Below are 17,164 nucleotides of genomic sequence, written 5' to 3'. Positions count from 1 at the left end.
GGCGTGGATCGCCGGGCTCGTGCCCGCAGGGCCGGTGCCCGCGCTCGCCGGCGCGGCCGGCACCGTACGTCCGCCCGCCGGCGAAGCCGGCCTCGCGCTGCGGAGCCGGGTCGGCGGCGAGACGCGCCGCGCGCCCGGCGTGCGGGGCGGTGGCGGGCCACGGATCCCACGGAAGCCCGGCGCCGCCGGTCCCCGGGGGCCGCGCCGGCTGTACGAGCAGGCGCGCAGGGCCTGGGACCGGCCGCTCACCGCGTACTACCTGATCCTCGGCAGCAGCCTGCTGATCACGGTCCTCGGCCTCGTCATGGTGTACTCCGCGTCGATGATCCAGGCGCTGGAGTACTCGCTCCCCGCCTCCTACTTCTTCCAGAAGCAGTTCGTCGCCGCCGTCATCGGCACCGCACTCCTGCTCATCGCCTCGCGGATGCCGGCCAAACTGCACCGGGCCCTGTCCTATCCGCTGCTGGTGATCACCGTCTTCCTGATGGTGCTGGTCCAGGTCCCCGGGATAGGGCATGCGGTCAACGGCAACCAGAACTGGATCTACCTCGGCGGCCCCTTCCAGCTCCAGCCCAGTGAGTTCGGAAAGCTCGCCCTGATCCTGTGGGGTGCCGACCTGCTGGCCCGCAAGCAGGACCGGCGGCTGCTGACCCAGTGGAAGCACCTGCTGGTGCCGCTGGTGCCCGTCGCCTTCCTCCTCCTCGGGCTGATCATGCTCGGCGGCGACATGGGCACGGCGATCATCCTGACCGCCATCCTGTTCGGCCTGCTGTGGCTCGCGGGGGCGCCCACCCGGCTCTTCGCCGGTGTTCTGTGCGTCGCCGGCTTCGTCGGGCTGATGCTGATCAGGACCAACGAGAACCGCATGTCCCGGCTCGAGTGCATCGGCGCGATCGACCTCGGCCCGGAAGGCGAGTGCTGGCAGGCGGTGCACGGCATCTATGCTCTTGCCTCTGGCGGATGGTTCGGTTCCGGCCTCGGTGCAAGTGTGGAAAAATGGGGCCAACTGCCCGAACCGCATACCGACTTCATCTTCGCCGTCGCCGGGGAGGAACTGGGCCTGGCGGGGACGCTGTCGGTGCTCGCTCTGTTCGCGGCTCTAGGCTATGCGGGTATCCGCGTCGCCGGACGCACGGAGGACCCCTTCGTGAGGTATGCGGCGGGAGGCGTCACCACGTGGATCACGGCCCAGGCCGTGGTCAACATCGGTGCGGTGCTCGGTCTGCTGCCGATCGCCGGAGTCCCGCTGCCGCTGTTCTCCTACGGAGGGTCCGCCCTGCTGCCGACGATGTTCGCCGTCGGACTGCTGATCGCCTTCGCGCGAGAGGAACCCGCGGCGAAGGCGGCCCTGGCCGTGCGGAGGCCCGGGGTGAGATGGAAGACGATGAGACGGCGCGTCAAGAAGCGTCCGTCCGGAGAGCGGTGAATTTCGGTGCATGTCGTACTCGCCGGTGGGGGGACCGCCGGCCACATCGAGCCCGCGCTCGCCCTCGCGGACGCCCTGCGGAGGCAGGACCCGGCCGTGGGCATCACAGCCCTCGGCACGGAACGCGGTCTCGAGACCAGGCTCGTGCCGGAACGCGGCTACGAACTGGCGCTCATCCCCGCCGTTCCGCTGCCGCGCAAACCCACCCCTGAGCTGATCACCGTCCCAGGGCGGCTGCGCGGCACCATCAAGGCCGCGGAGCAGATCATCGAACGCACGAAGGCCGACTGCGTCGTCGGTTTCGGCGGCTACGTCGCGCTGCCCGGCTACCTCGCCGCCAAGCGCCTCGGCGTGCCGATCGTGATCCACGAGGCCAACGCGCGCCCCGGCCTCGCCAACAAGATCGGCTCCCGCTACGCCGCCGGGGTGGCCGTCGCCACGCCCGACAGCAAGCTGCGCAACTCCCGCTACATCGGCATCCCGCTGCGCCACACCATCGCGACGCTCGACCGCGCCAGGGTCCGCCCCGAGGCGCGTGCGGCCTTCGGCCTCGACCCCAACCTGCCCACGCTGCTGGTCTCCGGCGGTTCGCAGGGTGCCCGCCGGCTCAATGAGGTGGTCCAGCAGATCGCCCCGGTGCTCCAGCGCTCCGGGATCCAGATCCTGCACGCGGTCGGGCCGAAGAACGAATTGCCGCACGTCGACAACATGCCCGGCATGCCGCCCTATGTGCCGGTACCGTACGTGGACCGGATGGATCTCGCGTACGCCGCGGCCGACATGATGCTCTGCCGCGCGGGTGCGATGACCGTCGCGGAACTCTCCGCCGTGGGTCTGCCCGCCGCGTACGTCCCGCTGCCGATCGGCAACGGCGAACAGCGGCTCAACGCCCAGCCGGTGGTGAAGGCGGGCGGCGGACTGCTGGTCGACGACGCCGAGCTGACCCCCGAGTGGGTCCAGGGCAACGTCCTTCCGGTGCTCGCCGATCCGCACCGGCTGTACGAGATGTCGCGTGCGGCCGCCGAGTTCGGCCGCAGGGACGCCGACGACCTGCTCGTCGGCATGGTGTACGAGGCGATTGCGGCACGCCGCCAGGCGTGAGAAGGCAGGGAGCGTGGCCGGACCGACCACCGCGAAACGCAGTGCGCTGGGCCCCTCTGACGGATCGAACGGGCCGGACGGCAAGGGCCGTCCGCCCCGCGAGGAGACTGCCGCCGGACGCTTCCGGCGGCCCGGCCCCCGCTTCCTGCTGATCGCCACCGGCGCGCTCCTCCTCGTGGCCGGCGTCCTCTGGCTGCTCTACGGCTCCTCGTGGCTGCGCGCCGAACATGTGGAGACCACCGGCACCGACGTACTCACCCCGGCCCAGGTGGAGGCCGCGGCGCGGGTGCCGATCGGCGCGCCCCTCGTCTCGGTCGACACGGACGCCGTCGAGGCCCGGCTGCTGCGGGCTCTGCCCCGTATCGACTCCGTGGAGGTCGGACGCTCATGGCCGCACGGGATCGAACTGGTCGTGACCGAACGAAAGCCGGTCCTTCTGCTCGAAAAGGGTACGGAGTTTGTCGAAGTGGACGCAGACGGCGTCCGGTTCGCCACAGTCGCCGAAGCGCCGAAGGGTGTTCCCCTGCTGCGCCTGGAAGTTGACCGGTCGCCGAGTCTGAAGCGATTCGGCGCGGACCGCCTGGTGGCCGAGGCGGTCCGGGTCCGAGGTGGACTTCCCGCGAAAGCCGCCGCCGATCTGAAAAGTGTGAAAGTAGTCTCGTACGACTACATCTCCCTGGAGTTGAGCGGCAATCGGACCGTGGTGTGGGGCAGCTCCGAAGGCGGCGGGGCGAAGGCGCGTGCGCTCGAAGCGCTCATGAAAGCAGCTCCGAAAGCCGAGTACTTCGATGTGAGCGCGCCCAGCGCCCCTGCCGCGTCGGGGAGTTGACGGGCATCTGCGCTGGCCAGCACCCTGGTTGGTCATGGCTGTGCGTGATCACATAGGGTGAAAAGAAAAACGGGAGGTTCGGCGTGTTCGTTGAACGGGCGCCACTTGTCGACTTAGTGTCCTGTTCGGAAGAGTCCAGGGAACAGACACACTGGTAACCCTAAACTTCAGCGTTAGGGTTCGGGTCGGCAGTCGGCTTGTCGGGCCGTCCCCATTCGACATCAGTCGTCGCACCGCGGTCCCGCGAGGTGGCGACACGTAACTCGAGGCGAGAGGCCTTCGACGTGGCAGCACCGCAGAACTACCTCGCAGTCATCAAGGTCATCGGTGTCGGCGGCGGTGGTGTCAATGCCATCAACCGAATGATCGAGGTCGGTCTCAAGGGCGTCGAGTTCATCGCTATCAACACGGACGCTCAGGCGCTGTTGATGAGCGACGCCGACGTCAAACTCGACGTCGGCCGCGAACTCACCCGGGGCCTCGGAGCCGGAGCGAATCCGGCAGTCGGTCGCAAGGCGGCAGAGGACCACCGCGAGGAGATCGAGGAGGTCCTCAAGGGGGCCGACATGGTCTTCGTCACCGCCGGTGAAGGCGGCGGCACCGGCACCGGCGGCGCTCCCGTCGTCGCCAACATCGCCCGCTCGCTGGGCGCCCTGACGATCGGTGTGGTCACCCGCCCGTTCACCTTCGAGGGCCGCCGGCGCGCGAACCAGGCGGAGGACGGCATCGCCGAGCTCCGCGAAGAGGTCGACACCCTCATCGTCATCCCCAACGACCGGCTGCTGTCCATCTCGGACCGCCAGGTCAGCGTCCTGGACGCCTTCAAGTCCGCGGACCAGGTGCTGCTGTCGGGTGTCCAGGGCATCACCGACCTCATCACCACCCCCGGTCTGATCAACCTGGACTTCGCCGACGTCAAGTCCGTGATGTCCGAGGCCGGCTCCGCCCTCATGGGCATCGGCTCCGCCCGTGGCGACGACCGCGCGGTGGCAGCGGCCGAGATGGCGATCTCCTCGCCGCTGCTCGAGGCGTCCATCGACGGCGCCCGCGGTGTGCTGCTGTCCATCTCCGGCGGCAGCGACCTCGGCCTGTTCGAGATCAACGAGGCCGCCCAGCTCGTCAGCGAGGCCGCCCACCCCGAGGCGAACATCATCTTCGGCGCCGTCATCGACGACGCACTCGGCGACGAGGTCCGGGTCACCGTCATCGCCGCCGGCTTCGACGGCGGCCAGCCGCCCGCCCGCCGGGAGAACGTGATCGGTTCCACGTCGGCCAAGCGCGACGAGCAGCCCTCCGCCCCGGCCCGGCCCGCCGACAGCCCCCGCCCCGCCGGCGGCCTCGGCACCGTGCCCGTGCGCGAGGAGCCTGCCGCCCCCGTCGAGCCGGCCCCGGTAGCGAGCGACCTCGGTTCGTCCTCCGGTCCGGCACAGGTCCCGCCGGCCCGTCCGTACCCGGACAGCCAGGCGGAAGAGCTGGATGTCCCGGACTTCCTGAAGTGACAGTGCAGCACGACGCGATACACGAGAGCGGCGCGCACTTCGCCTTCACCGACAGGTGGGGCGGGGTGAGCGCCGTTCCGTACGAGGAGCTCAACCTGGGCGGCGCCGTCGGCGACGACCCGGACGCCGTGCTCGCCAACCGGGCGATCGCCGCCAAGTCCCTCGGACTCGACCCGGCCCGGGTCGTCTGGATGAATCAGGTCCACGGCAAGGACGTCGCCCGGGTGGACGGCGGATGGGGGGACGGTGCGGTCCCCGAGGTCGACGCCCTGGTCACCACGCGGCGCGGTCTCGCCCTCGCCGTGCTCACCGCCGACTGCACCCCGGTCCTGCTCGCCGACCCGGTCGCCTCGGTGGTCGGGGCGGCACACGCCGGCCGTCCCGGCATGGTCGCGGGTGTGGTGCCTGCCGTCGTCGAGGCGATGAGAGAGCTGGGCGCGGAACCGGAACGCATCATCGCCCGTACGGGACCGGCCGTTTGCGGTCGCTGTTACGAAGTCCCCGAGCGCATGCGGTCCGAAGTGGCCGCGGTGGAGCCCGCCGCCTGGTCTGAGACCGGTTGGGGCACCCCGGCGGTCGACGTCACGGCAGGTGTGCACGCCCAGCTCGAGGCACTCGGGGTGCGTGACCGGCGGAAGTCGGCGGTCTGCACCCTTGAATCGCGTGACCACTACTCGTACCGCCGTGACCGCACGACCGGGCGGCTCGCCGGATATGTCTGGCTGGAGGACCGGGAAACCCCATGACCGACCGCAGAACCGAACTCGCCCGGAATCTGGCGGCGGTGGAGGAACGTATCGCCTCCGCCTGCGCCGCAGCGGGCCGCGCGCGGGAGGAGGTGACCCTCATCGTGGTCACCAAGACCTACCCGGCGAGCGATGTGCGGATCCTCCATGAACTCGGTGTGGGTCATGTGGCGGAGAACCGCGATCAGGACGCGGCTCCCAAGGCCGCCGCATGTACGGATCTGAATCTTCACTGGCATTTCGTCGGTCAGTTGCAGACCAACAAGGTCCGTTCTGTCGCGAGTTATGCCGATGTGGTGCAGTCAGTCGACCGGATGAAGCTCGTTTCCGCACTGTCCGCCGCCGCGGTGCGGGAGGAGCGGGAACTCGGCTGCCTGATCCAGGTCGCCCTCGATGCCGAGTCCGGACAGCAGGGGTCCCGCGGCGGCGTGGCGCCGGACGGGATCGAGGAGTTGGCCGCGGCCGTGGCCGGCTCGCCGGGGCTGCGGCTCGACGGGCTGATGACCGTCGCTCCGCTCTCCGGACCGTACGCGGGACGGCAACAGGCGGCGTTCGAGCGGCTGATGGAATTGTCATCCGGCCTGCGCGCGGCCCATCCGGCTGCGAACATGGTGTCAGCAGGGATGAGCGCGGACCTCGAGCAGGCCGTCGCGGCCGGAGCGACACATGTGCGCGTCGGTACGGCGGTACTCGGAGTCCGACCCCGGCTCGGGTAACGTCGCGAAGCAAGTCGGACCACAGCAGAAAATATGGTCATTCCCGCTCATTGCGGGCAGACCGAGTGGATCGCGGGCACTTGGTGACGAATGCCGATCCACCACAGAGCGGAGGACTCAGAGAATGGCCGGCGCGATGCGCAAGATGGCGGTCTACCTCGGCCTCGTGGAGGACGATGGGTACGACGGCCGGGGCTTCGACCCCGATGACGACTTCGAACCCGAGCCGGAGCCCGAGCGGGAGCACCGGCGGCATCAGCCTCCTCGCCAGGTGGAGCGTGAGGAGCCGGTGCGGGTGGCGGCGCCGCCCGCGCAGCGCGAGCCCGCCCCCCTCCCGATCGACAGTGGACGTCCGGCGCGAATCGCCCCCGTGGCATCCATCACACCTGAACGCCCGAGCATGGAGAAGAACGCACCGGTGATCATGCCCAAGGTCGTGTCCGAGCGGGAGCCCTACCGCATCACCACACTGCATCCGCGGACCTACAACGAGGCCCGTACCATCGGGGAACACTTCCGCGAAGGCACCCCCGTGATCATGAATCTGACGGAGATGGACGACACGGATGCGAAGCGACTTGTCGACTTTGCCGCGGGACTCGTCTTCGGTCTGCATGGCAGCATTGAGCGAGTGACACAGAAGGTGTTCCTGTTGTCGCCTGCTAACGTCGATGTCACGGCGGAAGACAAGGCCCGCATCGCAGAGGGCGGGTTCTTCAACCAGAGCTGAGAAAGACACCGGGGAACGACCCGGCCGCAGGGCCGGCTGAGATGGGATCCAGGGGAGAGGGAAGCGCGGGATGAGCGTCGCACTACAGGTGGTTTACATCGCGCTGATGTGCTTCCTTGTCGTCCTGATCTTCCGGCTCGTCATGGACTACGTCTTCCAGTTCGCGCGTTCATGGCAACCCGGTAAGGCGATGGTGGTCGTTCTGGAGGCCACCTACACTGTCACCGATCCACCGCTCAAGCTTCTGCGGCGATTCATCCCGCCGTTGCGTCTCGGGGGCGTGGCACTCGACCTGTCCTTCTTCGTTCTGATGATCATCGTCTACATCCTGATCTCCATCGTTCGTGGAGTGGGGAACTCGATGTGAGCGATACGGTCCTGCCGACTGCCGACGACTACGTAGAGGTGAAGAAGAGATGCCGCTGACTCCCGAGGACGTGCGGAACAAGCAGTTCACGACCGTCCGCCTCCGAGAAGGCTATGACGAGGACGAGGTCGATGCCTTCCTCGACGAGGTCGAGTCCGAGCTGACCCGTCTGCTCCGTGAGAACGAGGACCTGCGCGCGAAGCTGGCCGCGGCGACCCGTGCGGCCGCACAGAATCAGCAACAGCAGCAGCAGGGCATGCGTAAACCTCCGGAGCCACAGGACGGCCGCGGTCCGGGAGGACCCGGCGCCCCGGTGCCCGCCGCCATATCCGGACCCCCGGTCCAGCAGCAGCCCCCGCAGATGGGTCCCCCCCAGCTGCCCGGTGGTGCTCCTCAGCTGCCGGCCGGTCCCAGCCACGGTGGCCAGCAGGGTCACGGTGGCCAGCAGGGTCATGGCGGCCAGCAGGGCCCCGGCGGCCCGATGGGCCACGGCCCGATGCAGGGCGGACCCATGGGTGGCCCGATGGGCGGCCCCATGGGCGGTCACGGCGGCCCGCAGGGTCCTGGCCCGATGGGTCAGGGACCCGGCGGTGACAGCGCCGCGCGCGTCCTGTCGCTTGCCCAGCAGACCGCGGACCAGGCGATCGCGGAGGCCCGTTCCGAGGCCAACAAGATCGTCGGCGAGGCGCGTTCGCGCGCCGAGGGCCTGGAGCGGGACGCCCGCGCCAAGGCCGACGCGCTCGAGCGGGACGCCCAGGAGAAGCACCGCGTCGCGATGGGCTCCCTCGAGTCCGCGCGCGCCACGCTGGAGCGCAAGGTCGAGGACCTGCGGGGCTTCGAGCGCGAGTACCGGACCCGGCTGAAGTCCTACCTGGAGAGCCAGCTGCGTCAGCTGGAGACCCAGGCGGACGACTCCCTGGCCCCGCCGCGCCAGCCCGCAGCCGCGTCGCTGCCGCCGTCCCCGGCGCCTTCCATGGCACCGGCCGGCGCGAGCGCCCCGTCCTACGGCGGCGGTCAGACGATGGGCGGCCACGGCGGCCCCTCGCAGTCCGGCCCGTCCTACGGCGGGCAGCAGCAGATGACGCCGGCGATGACCCAGCCGATGGCACCGGTGCGGCCGCAGGCGCCGCAGCCGATGCAGCAGGCGCCGTCGCCGATGCGGGGCTTCCTGATCGACGAGGACGACAACTGACGGGGTTGCGCGCGCAGCGCGCGTAGCCGTCGGCAGACAGCGGGGCCGGGCCCGGGGCGTGTTCACACGCTCCGGGCCCGGCCTTTTTGCGTGCGCGGGTGCGGGGCCGCCTGTGGGGGGCTTGCCCCGCCTCTCTCGGCAGGCTCCGCCCGGACCCGTTCACCGCCCTCCGGGCAGAGTTCGGGGCTCCACCCGGGCCCCGTCCCGCGCGTCGCGCGGTGTCCTCGATCTCCCCCTACGGCCTGGCGGCCGTGGGAGGCGCCCCCGGCCGGGCTGGATTTCGCTGCGCGAAACCAGCCTCGCCGGCGTTTGAGGCGCGGGGGTGGAGACTCCGGTGAGGGGGAGAGGCGTGTGGGGGAAAGCCGACCGGCCCGGCCAACAGCGTGGCCGGGCCCGTGGCGCGCGTGGCGCGTGTCGCTACGCCTTGCGCAGGCGGAACGTCAGCGACAGCCCCTCGTCCGTGAACGGCTCGCCGTACGACGCGTCCGCGTCCCCGTCCGCGAAGTCCGCCGCCAGGACCTCGTCCGCGATCAGGGAGGCGTGGTCCGCGAGGGCCGACGACACCTCCGGGTCCGTCGAGGACCAGCGGAGCGCGATACGGTCCGCGACGTCCAGGCCGCTGTTCTTGCGCGCCTCCTGGATCAGGCGGATCGCGTCACGCGCCAGACCCGCCCGCCGCAGTTCCGGCGTGATCTCCAGGTCGAGGGCGACCGTCGCGCCCGAGTCGGAGGCGACCGACCAGCCCTCCCGCGGGGTCTCCGTGATGATGACCTCCTCCGGGGAGAGCGTCACGGTCTCGCCGTTGACCTCCACCGACGCCTCGCCGGAGCGCAGTGCCAGGGACAGCGCGGCTGCGTCCGCGGCGGCGACCGCCTTGGCGACGTCCTGGACGCCCTTGCCGAAGCGCTTGCCGAGCGCCCGGAAGTTGGCCTTGGCCGTGGTGTCGACCAGCGAGCCGCCGACCTCCGACAGGGACGCCAGCGAGGAGACGTTCAGCTCCTCGGTGATCTGCGCCCGGAGTTCCTCGGAGAGCGAGGAGAAGCCGTTCGCCGCGACCAGCGCCCGGGAGAGCGGCTGCCGGGTCTTCACACCGGACTCGGCACGTGTGGCGCGGCCCAGCTCGACCAGGCGGCGCACCAGCGTCATCTGGGACGACAGCGTCGGGTCGATCGCGTCCAGGTCGGCGACCGGCCACGACGACAGGTGCACCGACTCCGGCGCGTCCGGAGTCACGGGCACGACCATGTCCTGCCAGACCCGCTCGGTGATGAACGGCGTCATCGGAGCCATCAGCCGCGTGACCGTCTCCACCACGTCGTGCAGGGTGCGCAGCGCCGCGGCGTCACCCTGCCAGAACCGGCGGCGCGAGCGGCGCACGTACCAGTTCGACAGGTCGTCGACGAAGGCGGAGAGGAGCTTGCCCGCGCGCTGGGTGTCGTACGCCTCCATGGCCTGCGTGACCTGGTCCACCAGCGCGTGCAGCTCGGAGAGCAGCCAGCGGTCCAGGACGGTGCGCTCGGCCGGCGCCGGGTCGGCGGCGGAGGGGGACCAGCCCGACGTACGGGCGTACAGGGCCTGGAAGGCCACCGTGTTCCAGTACGTGAGGAGCGTCTTGCGCACGACCTCCTGGATCGTGCCGTGCCCCACGCGCCGCGCCGCCCACGGAGAGCCGCCGGCCGCCATGAACCAGCGGACCGCGTCCGCGCCGTGCTGATCCATCAGCGGGATCGGCTGCAGGATGTTGCCCAGGTGCTTGGACATCTTGCGGCCGTCCTCGGCGAGGATGTGGCCGAGGCAGACGACGTTCTCGTACGACGACTTGTCGAAGACCAGCGTGCCGACGGCCATCAGCGTGTAGAACCAGCCGCGGGTCTGGTCGATCGCCTCCGAGATGAACTGCGCCGGGTAGCGCTTCTCGAAGATCTCCTTGTTCTTGTACGGGTAGCCCCACTGTGCGAACGGCATCGAACCCGAGTCGTACCAGGCGTCGATGACCTCCGGCACGCGCGTCGCGGCACCGGAGCACTGGGGGCAGGCGAAGGTGACCTCGTCGATGAACGGACGGTGCGGGTCGAGGCCCGACTGGTCCGTCCCCGTGAGCTCCGACAGCTCGGCGAGCGATCCGACACAGGTGAGATGGTCGTCCTCGCAGCGCCAGATCGGCAGCGGCGTGCCCCAGTAGCGGTTGCGGGACAGGGCCCAGTCGATGTTGTTGTTCAGCCAGTCGCCGTACCGTCCCTGCTTGACCGAGTCGGGGAACCAGTTGGTCGCCTCGTTCTCCGCGAGCAGCCGGTCCTTGACGGCGGTGGTGCGGATGTACCACGACGGCTGCGCGTAGTAGAGCAGCGCGGTGTGGCAGCGCCAGCAGTGCGGGTAGCTGTGCTCGTACGGGATGTGCCGGAAGAGCAGACCGCGGGTCTGGAGGTCGGCCGTCAGCGCCTCGTCGGCCTTCTTGAAGAAGACGCCGCCGACCAGCGGCACGTCCTCCTCGAAGGTGCCGTCCGGGCGGACCGGGTTCACGACCGGCAAGCCGTAGGAGCGGCAGACCTTGAGGTCGTCCTCACCGAACGCGGGGGACTGGTGGACCAGACCCGTACCGTCCTCGGTGGTCACGTAGTCGGCGTTGACCACGTAGTGCGCCTCGGCCGGGAACTCCACCAGCTCGAACGGGCGCTGGTACGTCCAGCGCTCCATCTCCGCGCCGGTGAACGTCTGCCCGGTGGCCTCCCAGCCCTGGCCGAGCGCCTTCTCCAGCAGCGGCTCGGCGACGACCAGCTTCTCCTCGCCGTTCGTCGCGACGACGTAGGTGACGTCGGGGTGCGCGGCGACCGCCGTGTTGGAGACGAGGGTCCACGGGGTCGTCGTCCACACCAGCAGCGCCGCCTCGCCGGCGAGAGGGCCGCCGGTCAGCGGGAAGCGTACGAAGACGGACGGGTCGACGACCGTCTCGTAGCCCTGTGCCAGCTCGTGGTCCGACAGGCCGGTGCCGCAGCGCGGACACCAGGGGGCGACGCGGTGGTCCTGGACCAGCAGCCCCTTGTTGAAGATCTCCTTCAGCGACCACCACACCGACTGGACGTAGTCCGGGTCCATGGTGCGGTAGGCGTCGTCGAGGTCGACCCAGTAGCCCATGCGGGTCGTCAGCTCGGCGAACGCGTCCGTGTGCCGGGTCACCGACTCACGGCACTTGGCGTTGAACTCGGCGATGCCGTACGCCTCGATGTCCTTCTTGCCGGAGAAGCCGAGCTCCTTCTCGACGGCGAGCTCGACCGGCAGGCCGTGGCAGTCCCAGCCGGCCTTGCGACCCACGTGGTAGCCGCGCATGGTGCGGAAGCGGGGGAAGACGTCCTTGAAGACGCGGGCCTCGATGTGGTGCGCACCGGGCATGCCGTTCGCCGTGGGCGGGCCCTCGTAGAACACCCACTCGGGGCGGCCCTCGGACTGCTCGAGGCTCTTGCTGAAGATCTTGCTCTCGCGCCAGAAGTCGAGCACGGCGTGCTCGAGCGCGGGCAGGTCGACCTGGGCCGGCACCTGACGGTACTGGGGGGGTGTCATGTACGAACTCCTCCGGCGGACAACTTCTCTTCCGTCGGAGGGACGAGCGCCGGTGCTGTGCGGCCGGCTCCCGCGGTACCACCCTCCTTGGCGGTGCACAGGTCACCGCCCCCTCATTGGGGTCGCGAAGCCGGTTCTACCGGCCGCGGGGGACCCCCGCGACTTTCTTCCGGCGGCTCCGGGGTGATGCTTCACGCCGCGCTGGCCCCCGGGCTCTCACCGTCCCCGGGTCGCTCATGGCTGCGTACGACGCTACTCGTCCCCATCCACGCCTTTCGCTGCGCCCAGTGTACGGGCCCGTGCGGGGCCCGGCCGACCGCTTTTCCGCGGCGGCGCGGTTGACCCGAATGGCCACAGGGCTCCCGGCGGGGCACGGCACGCCGCGCCGGACGGATTACCGGGCGGGGAGCTGGGCACAACGGATGCAGGCTTGGCTTCTCGCGGCCCGGGACGGGCGGAATCGGCGGCGTGCCCCGTTGCCGCGGGGCTGGTGTCGATTTATCGTCCCAGCACGATTCGCGAGCAAGATCACAATATGTGAAGGGGCCGCGGCCATGGTGGCGAAGAAGTCCGCCGACAAGACGGCGTCCGCGCGTTCCGCCGCCGCGGCGGCGGAATCCAAGGTGCCCGCGTCCCAGCCCTCGGGGAAGACGGCTCGGCCCCGGAAGTCCACGTCCAGTAAGGCCACCGCCTCGGCGGCGACAGGCGGCCCGGGGACAGCGAAGAAGACATCGGGAGGCGCAGGCGCTGCCAAGAAGACGGCGGCGGCCGCCAAGAAGGCGGCGGCGAAGGATGCCGCGGCCAAGGAGCAGGCTCGCGGCGAATCCGCCGCCGAGCGGCCGGTGCCCGGGAAGACGGCGGCAGGGAAACAGGCGGCCGCCAAGAAGACCGCAGCCAAAGAGACGGCGTCCGAGGAGGGGCCGGTCAAAAAGGCGGTAGCCAAGAGGGTGCCGGACATGAAGACGGCGCCCGAGGAAGCGCCGGCCAAGAAGGCCCAGGTCAAGAAGGCCGCAGCCAAGAAGACCGCGGCCAAGAAGACCGCGGCCGGGAAGGTCGCCGGGACGCGGAAGGCGAGCCGTACGGCCGGGGAGCAGGCCGGTGGTGCGGGTGGGACGAACACGGTCCGCAGGGCCGGGAAGAAGGCCGGTGCGGATGCCGATGTGGCGCCCGGGCCGGTCACCAAGGAGGTCGTCGACAAGATGACCGCCGACAAAGAGGCCGCGCCCGCGGCCGCGAAGCAGACAGGAGCCAGGACGGTGGCAGCGAAGAAGACCGCGGGTAGGGCATCAGGCGCAGGCGGGAGCGCGGTGGCGATGCCGACGGCCCGTTCGGTGGCCACGACGCCGCCGGGTGAGCTGGCGGTACGGCCCGGCGAGGACCCGTGGACCCAGGAGGAGGTCGACGAGGCGCGGGCCGGGCTCGAGGGCGAGGCGGCCCGGCTGAACGCGGAGATCACCGCCTCAGAGGCGGCCCTCGCAGGGCTGATGCGGGACTCCGGCGACGGCGCCGGGGACGACGAGGCCGACACCGGCGCCAAGAACATCACGCGCGAGCACGAGATGGCGCTCGCGGCCAACGGTCGCGAAATGCTGGAGCAGACCGAGCGGGCGCTGCAGCGTCTCGACGCCGGGACGTACGGCCTCTGCGAGAGCTGCGGCAAACCGATCGGAAAGGCCCGGATGCAGGCGTTCCCCCGTGCCACCCTCTGCGTCGAGTGCAAGCAGAAGCAGGAACGCAGGGGCTGACCCGGCGCAGGCGTGCCGTACCCTCGTCCTCAGTCAGGTACCTAGGTCGAGGGACTCACGTGGCAGAGGCGGAGCGCATCATCGGTACGCCAGATGTTGACGACGAGGCTGCGGCGCCCGCCGAGCCGCCGAAGGGCAAGCGCAAGATCGCCGTGCTGTTCGCGGTGGCGCTCGTCGCCTATCTGCTCGACCTCGGCAGCAAGCTGCTCGTGGTGGCCAAGCTGGAGCACCACGAGCCGATCGAGATCATCGGTGACTGGCTGAAGTTCGAGGCGGTACGGAACCCGGGCGCCGCGTTCGGCATGGGTGAGGCCTTCACCATCATCTTCACCTTCATCGCGGCGACCGTGATCGTCGTGATCGTGCGGCTGGCGCGCAAGCTCTACAGCGGGCCCTGGGCGATCGCCCTCGGTCTGCTGCTGGGCGGGGCGCTCGGCAATCTGACCGACCGGATCTTCCGGTCGCCCGGCGTCTTCGAGGGCGCGGTCGTGGACTTCATCGCGCCCGCGCACTTCGCCGTGTTCAACCTGGCCGACTCCGCGATCGTGTGCGGCGGCGTCCTCATCGTGCTGCTCTCCTTCAAGGGGCTGGACCCCGACGGGACAGTCCACAAGGACTGACAAGGCATACTCGACGGGTGAGTACGATTCCCGAGATCCGCACCCTGCCCGTACCCGACGGCCTGGAGGGTGAGCGTGTGGACGCCGCCATCTCCCGGATGTTCGGGTTCTCCCGTACGAAGGCCGCGGAGTTGGCCGCTGCCGGGAAGGTGCTGGTCGACGGCTCGGTCGTCGGCAAGTCCGAGCGGGTGCACGGCGGTGCCTGGCTCGAGGTGGAGATGCCGCAGGCCCCCGCGCCGGTGCAGATCGTGGCGGAGCCGGTCGAGGGCATGGAGATCGTGCACGACGACGACGACATCGTCGTGATCGCCAAGCCGGTCGGTGTGGCCGCGCATCCGAGCCCGGGCTGGACCGGCACCACCGTCATCGGCGGGCTCGCCGCCGCCGGGTACCGCATCTCCACGTCCGGTGCCTCCGAGCGCCAGGGCATCGTGCACCGCCTCGACGTCGGCACGTCCGGTCTGATGGTCGTCGCGAAGTCGGAGCGTGCGTACACCCTGCTCAAGCAGCAGTTCCGTGACAGGGTCGTCGACAAGCGCTACCACGCCCTGGTGCAGGGCCACCCCGACCCGATGAGCGGCACCATCGACGCGCCCATCGGCCGGCACCCCAGCCTCGACTACAAGTGGGCGGTCACGGCGGAGGGCAAGCCGTCGGTGACGCACTACGACCTGATCGAGGCGTTCCGCGCGGCGTCGCTGCTCGACATCAAGCTGGAGACGGGCCGCACCCACCAGATCCGGGTGCACATGTCGGCGCACCGCCACCCCTGTGTGGGGGACCTCACCTACGGCGCGGACCCGACGATCGCGAAGCGGCTCGGCCTGACCCGGCAGTGGCTGCACGCGGTGCGTCTCGGTTTCGAGCACCCGTCGGACGGCCGGTGGGTGGAGTTCGAGAGCAGCTACCCGGACGACCTCCAGCAGGCGCTGGACAAGATCGCGGCGGAGAGCGCATGACGGTGGAGTACAGCGTGCGGGTCGCCGCCGGAGACGCCGACCGTGAGATGTGCTTCGCGGTCCGCAAGGACGTCTTCGTCGCCGAACAGCAGGTCCCGGAGGACATCGAGTACGACGCCTTCGACGCTCAGGACGCCGACACGATCCATGTTCTCGCGGTGGGTGCCGACGGTGTCGCGCTCGGCACCGGCCGGCTGCTGCACGGGGCGTCGGCGCTCGGGAAGACCGGCGGTGACCTCACGGTCGGCTCGCTCGGCCGGCTGGCGGTGAGAGGGGCGGCGCGCGGCCTCGGCGTGGGCGCGGCGCTGGTCCGGGCGCTGGAGGACGCGGCGCGCCGGCGGGGTCTCGCGGCGGTCGACCTGCACGCCCAGACCCATGCGCGGGGCTTCTACGAGCGGCTCGGCTACGAGGCGTACGGGACGGAGTTCCTGGACGCGGGCATGCCGCATCTGGCGATGCGCCGGGTCCTCACGGCTTCCTGACATCCGGGCCCGTCCCGCCGGTGCGGGTCCTGCTGCTGTCAGCCGCGTCCGGTGCGCGGTGTGTTGTCCGCGTCGGGCACGTAGTCGCCCGCGTTGTTGCTGTGGATCTCCTCCGCCCGCGGCGGCCGCGCCTGCTTCGGCCACTGCCCCGCGGGCGGCAGCGAGGCGGCCGCCGTCGAGATCCGCGGCAGCGCGTACGGGTGCTTCTCGCACAGCCAGGCGACCATCTGCTCGCGGACCGCGCACCGCGCCGTCCAGATGTCGTTGGCGTCCTTCGCGGTCATGACCGCCCGTACCTCGATCGTGCTGGGCGTGGTGTCCGTGACGGCGAGGCTCCAGTCCCTGCCGTCCCAGGCCTTGCAGCCGTGGAGGATCTCCTGGAGCTTCTCGCGCATGAGCGCGACCGGCGCCGAGTGGTCCAGCTGGAAGTAGACCGTCCCGGTCATCTGGACGCCGCCGCGCGACCAGTTCTCGAACGGTTTGCTGGTGAAGTACGACACAGGCATGGTGATACGGCGCTCGTCCCAGGTCCGTACGGCGAGGAAGGTGAGCGTGACCTCCTCGATCACACCCCATTCGCCGTCCACGACCACGGTGTCGCCGATCCGCACCATGTCGCCGAAGGCGATCTGGAAGCCGGCGAAGAGATTGCCGAGGGTGGACTGGGCCGCGACACCGGCGACGATGCCGACGATTCCCGCGGAGGCCAGCATCGAGGCGCCGAACTTCTCCATGGCGGGGAAGGTCAGCAGCATCGCCGCGACCGCCACGACCGCGACGATCGCCGTGACGATGCGCATGATCAGCGTGATCTGGGTCCGCACCCGGCGGACCCGCGCGGCGTCCCGGGTGGAGGCCGCGTAACGGGTGTAGGAGGACTCGACGACGGCGGAGACGATCCGTGTCACCAGCCACGCGCTGGCGCCGATCAGGACCAGCGACAGCACATGGCCGATGCCCGCTTCGTGCCGCTCGACCAGCGACCAGTGGGTCTCGCCGTACGCCCCGCGGAGCAGTGCCCCGAGCAGCACGAGCTGGAACGGCAGTCGGCACCTGCGCAGCATGTCCCAGAGCGGCGTCTCGGGGTGGCGGTTGTCGATGCGGCGCAGCAGCCGGTCGACGGCCCAGCCGAGCGCCAGCGCCAGCACGACGGCTCCGCCGATGACGGCGAGCGGGCGCAGTACGTTCTCCATGTCT

The 17,164-nt window shown here is 70.3% G+C and carries 15 protein-coding genes; 13 read left to right on the top strand and 2 right to left on the bottom strand.

Annotated features, from left to right (window positions below; all coding sequences use genetic code 11):
- The first annotated feature begins 19 nt into the window (after positions 1–19).
- From ftsW to OGH68_RS09060, 9 genes are all read left to right on the top strand, one after another.
- Positions 20–1,426: a putative lipid II flippase FtsW gene (gene ftsW / locus OGH68_RS09100; RefSeq protein WP_413470956.1), complete on the top strand. Its 1,407-nt coding sequence runs from the start codon at positions 20–22 to the stop codon at positions 1,424–1,426.
- Between the two features lie 6 nt (positions 1,427–1,432).
- A complete protein-coding gene (gene murG, locus OGH68_RS09095; protein ID WP_264242832.1) occupies positions 1,433–2,527 on the top strand; it encodes an undecaprenyldiphospho-muramoylpentapeptide beta-N-acetylglucosaminyltransferase in 1,095 nt (364 codons plus the stop codon).
- A gap of 13 nt (positions 2,528–2,540) precedes the next feature.
- Positions 2,541–3,356 (top strand): cell division protein FtsQ/DivIB, encoded by an 816-nt coding sequence (locus OGH68_RS09090; RefSeq protein WP_264242831.1) that lies wholly within the window; start codon positions 2,541–2,543, stop codon positions 3,354–3,356.
- A gap of 284 nt (positions 3,357–3,640) precedes the next feature.
- Positions 3,641–4,855, top strand: a complete 1,215-nt coding sequence (ftsZ, locus tag OGH68_RS09085; RefSeq protein WP_264242830.1) for a cell division protein FtsZ — start codon at positions 3,641–3,643, stop codon at positions 4,853–4,855.
- A complete protein-coding gene (pgeF, locus tag OGH68_RS09080; RefSeq protein ID WP_264242829.1) occupies positions 4,852–5,601 on the top strand; it encodes a peptidoglycan editing factor PgeF in 750 nt (249 codons plus the stop codon). The genes ftsZ and pgeF overlap by 4 nt, the downstream gene beginning before the upstream one ends.
- Positions 5,598–6,317, top strand: a complete 720-nt coding sequence (locus OGH68_RS09075; RefSeq protein WP_264242828.1) for a YggS family pyridoxal phosphate-dependent enzyme — start codon at positions 5,598–5,600, stop codon at positions 6,315–6,317. The genes pgeF and OGH68_RS09075 overlap by 4 nt, the downstream gene beginning before the upstream one ends.
- 124 nt (positions 6,318–6,441) lie before the next feature.
- Positions 6,442–7,047 carry a cell division protein SepF gene (locus OGH68_RS09070; RefSeq protein WP_264242827.1) on the top strand — a complete coding sequence of 202 codons (606 nt, stop codon included), beginning with the start codon at positions 6,442–6,444 and terminating at the stop codon, positions 7,045–7,047.
- A 70-nt stretch (positions 7,048–7,117) separates the two neighbouring features.
- Positions 7,118–7,414 (top strand): YggT family protein, encoded by a 297-nt coding sequence (locus OGH68_RS09065; protein WP_177148724.1) that lies wholly within the window; start codon positions 7,118–7,120, stop codon positions 7,412–7,414.
- A gap of 49 nt (positions 7,415–7,463) precedes the next feature.
- Positions 7,464–8,606 carry a DivIVA domain-containing protein gene (locus tag OGH68_RS09060; RefSeq protein ID WP_264242826.1) on the top strand — a complete coding sequence of 381 codons (1,143 nt, stop codon included), beginning with the start codon at positions 7,464–7,466 and terminating at the stop codon, positions 8,604–8,606.
- Between the two features lie 417 nt (positions 8,607–9,023).
- Here OGH68_RS09060 and ileS read toward each other — a convergent pair whose 3' ends face one another.
- Positions 9,024–12,161, bottom strand: coding sequence for an isoleucine--tRNA ligase (gene ileS / locus OGH68_RS09055; RefSeq protein WP_264242825.1), 3,138 nt, complete (start codon positions 12,159–12,161; stop codon positions 9,024–9,026).
- 554 nt (positions 12,162–12,715) lie between these two features.
- Between ileS and OGH68_RS09050 the strand changes: the two genes are divergently transcribed.
- Genes OGH68_RS09050 through OGH68_RS09035 form a run of 4 tightly spaced genes read left to right on the top strand, consistent with a single transcriptional unit; the run spans position 12,716 to position 15,967 of the window.
- A complete protein-coding gene (locus OGH68_RS09050) occupies positions 12,716–13,906 on the top strand; it encodes a TraR/DksA family transcriptional regulator (protein WP_264242824.1) in 1,191 nt (396 codons plus the stop codon).
- 59 nt (positions 13,907–13,965) lie between these two features.
- Positions 13,966–14,526 carry a signal peptidase II gene (gene lspA, locus OGH68_RS09045; RefSeq protein ID WP_264242823.1) on the top strand — a complete coding sequence of 187 codons (561 nt, stop codon included), beginning with the start codon at positions 13,966–13,968 and terminating at the stop codon, positions 14,524–14,526.
- Between the two features lie 17 nt (positions 14,527–14,543).
- Positions 14,544–15,485 carry an RluA family pseudouridine synthase gene (locus OGH68_RS09040; protein ID WP_264242822.1) on the top strand — a complete coding sequence of 314 codons (942 nt, stop codon included), beginning with the start codon at positions 14,544–14,546 and terminating at the stop codon, positions 15,483–15,485.
- On the top strand, positions 15,482–15,967 hold the full coding sequence (locus tag OGH68_RS09035; protein ID WP_264242820.1) for a GNAT family N-acetyltransferase: 486 nt from the start codon (positions 15,482–15,484) through the stop codon (positions 15,965–15,967). The genes OGH68_RS09040 and OGH68_RS09035 overlap by 4 nt, the downstream gene beginning before the upstream one ends.
- Before the next feature lie 38 nt (positions 15,968–16,005).
- On the opposite strand, the gene OGH68_RS09030 is transcribed toward OGH68_RS09035, so the two are convergent.
- Positions 16,006–17,160 carry a mechanosensitive ion channel family protein gene (locus OGH68_RS09030; RefSeq protein ID WP_264242819.1) on the bottom strand — a complete coding sequence of 385 codons (1,155 nt, stop codon included), beginning with the start codon at positions 17,158–17,160 and terminating at the stop codon, positions 16,006–16,008.
- Between the last annotated feature and the right edge of the window lie 4 nt (positions 17,161–17,164).

Origin of the sequence: Streptomyces peucetius (assembly GCF_025854275.1) — a bacterium.
In the GTDB taxonomy this organism is placed as follows: Bacteria; Actinomycetota; Actinomycetes; order Streptomycetales; family Streptomycetaceae; genus Streptomyces; species Streptomyces peucetius_A.
The sequence above is the reverse complement of the archived record's forward strand: the minus strand, read 5'-3'. Positions and strand labels throughout refer to the sequence as shown.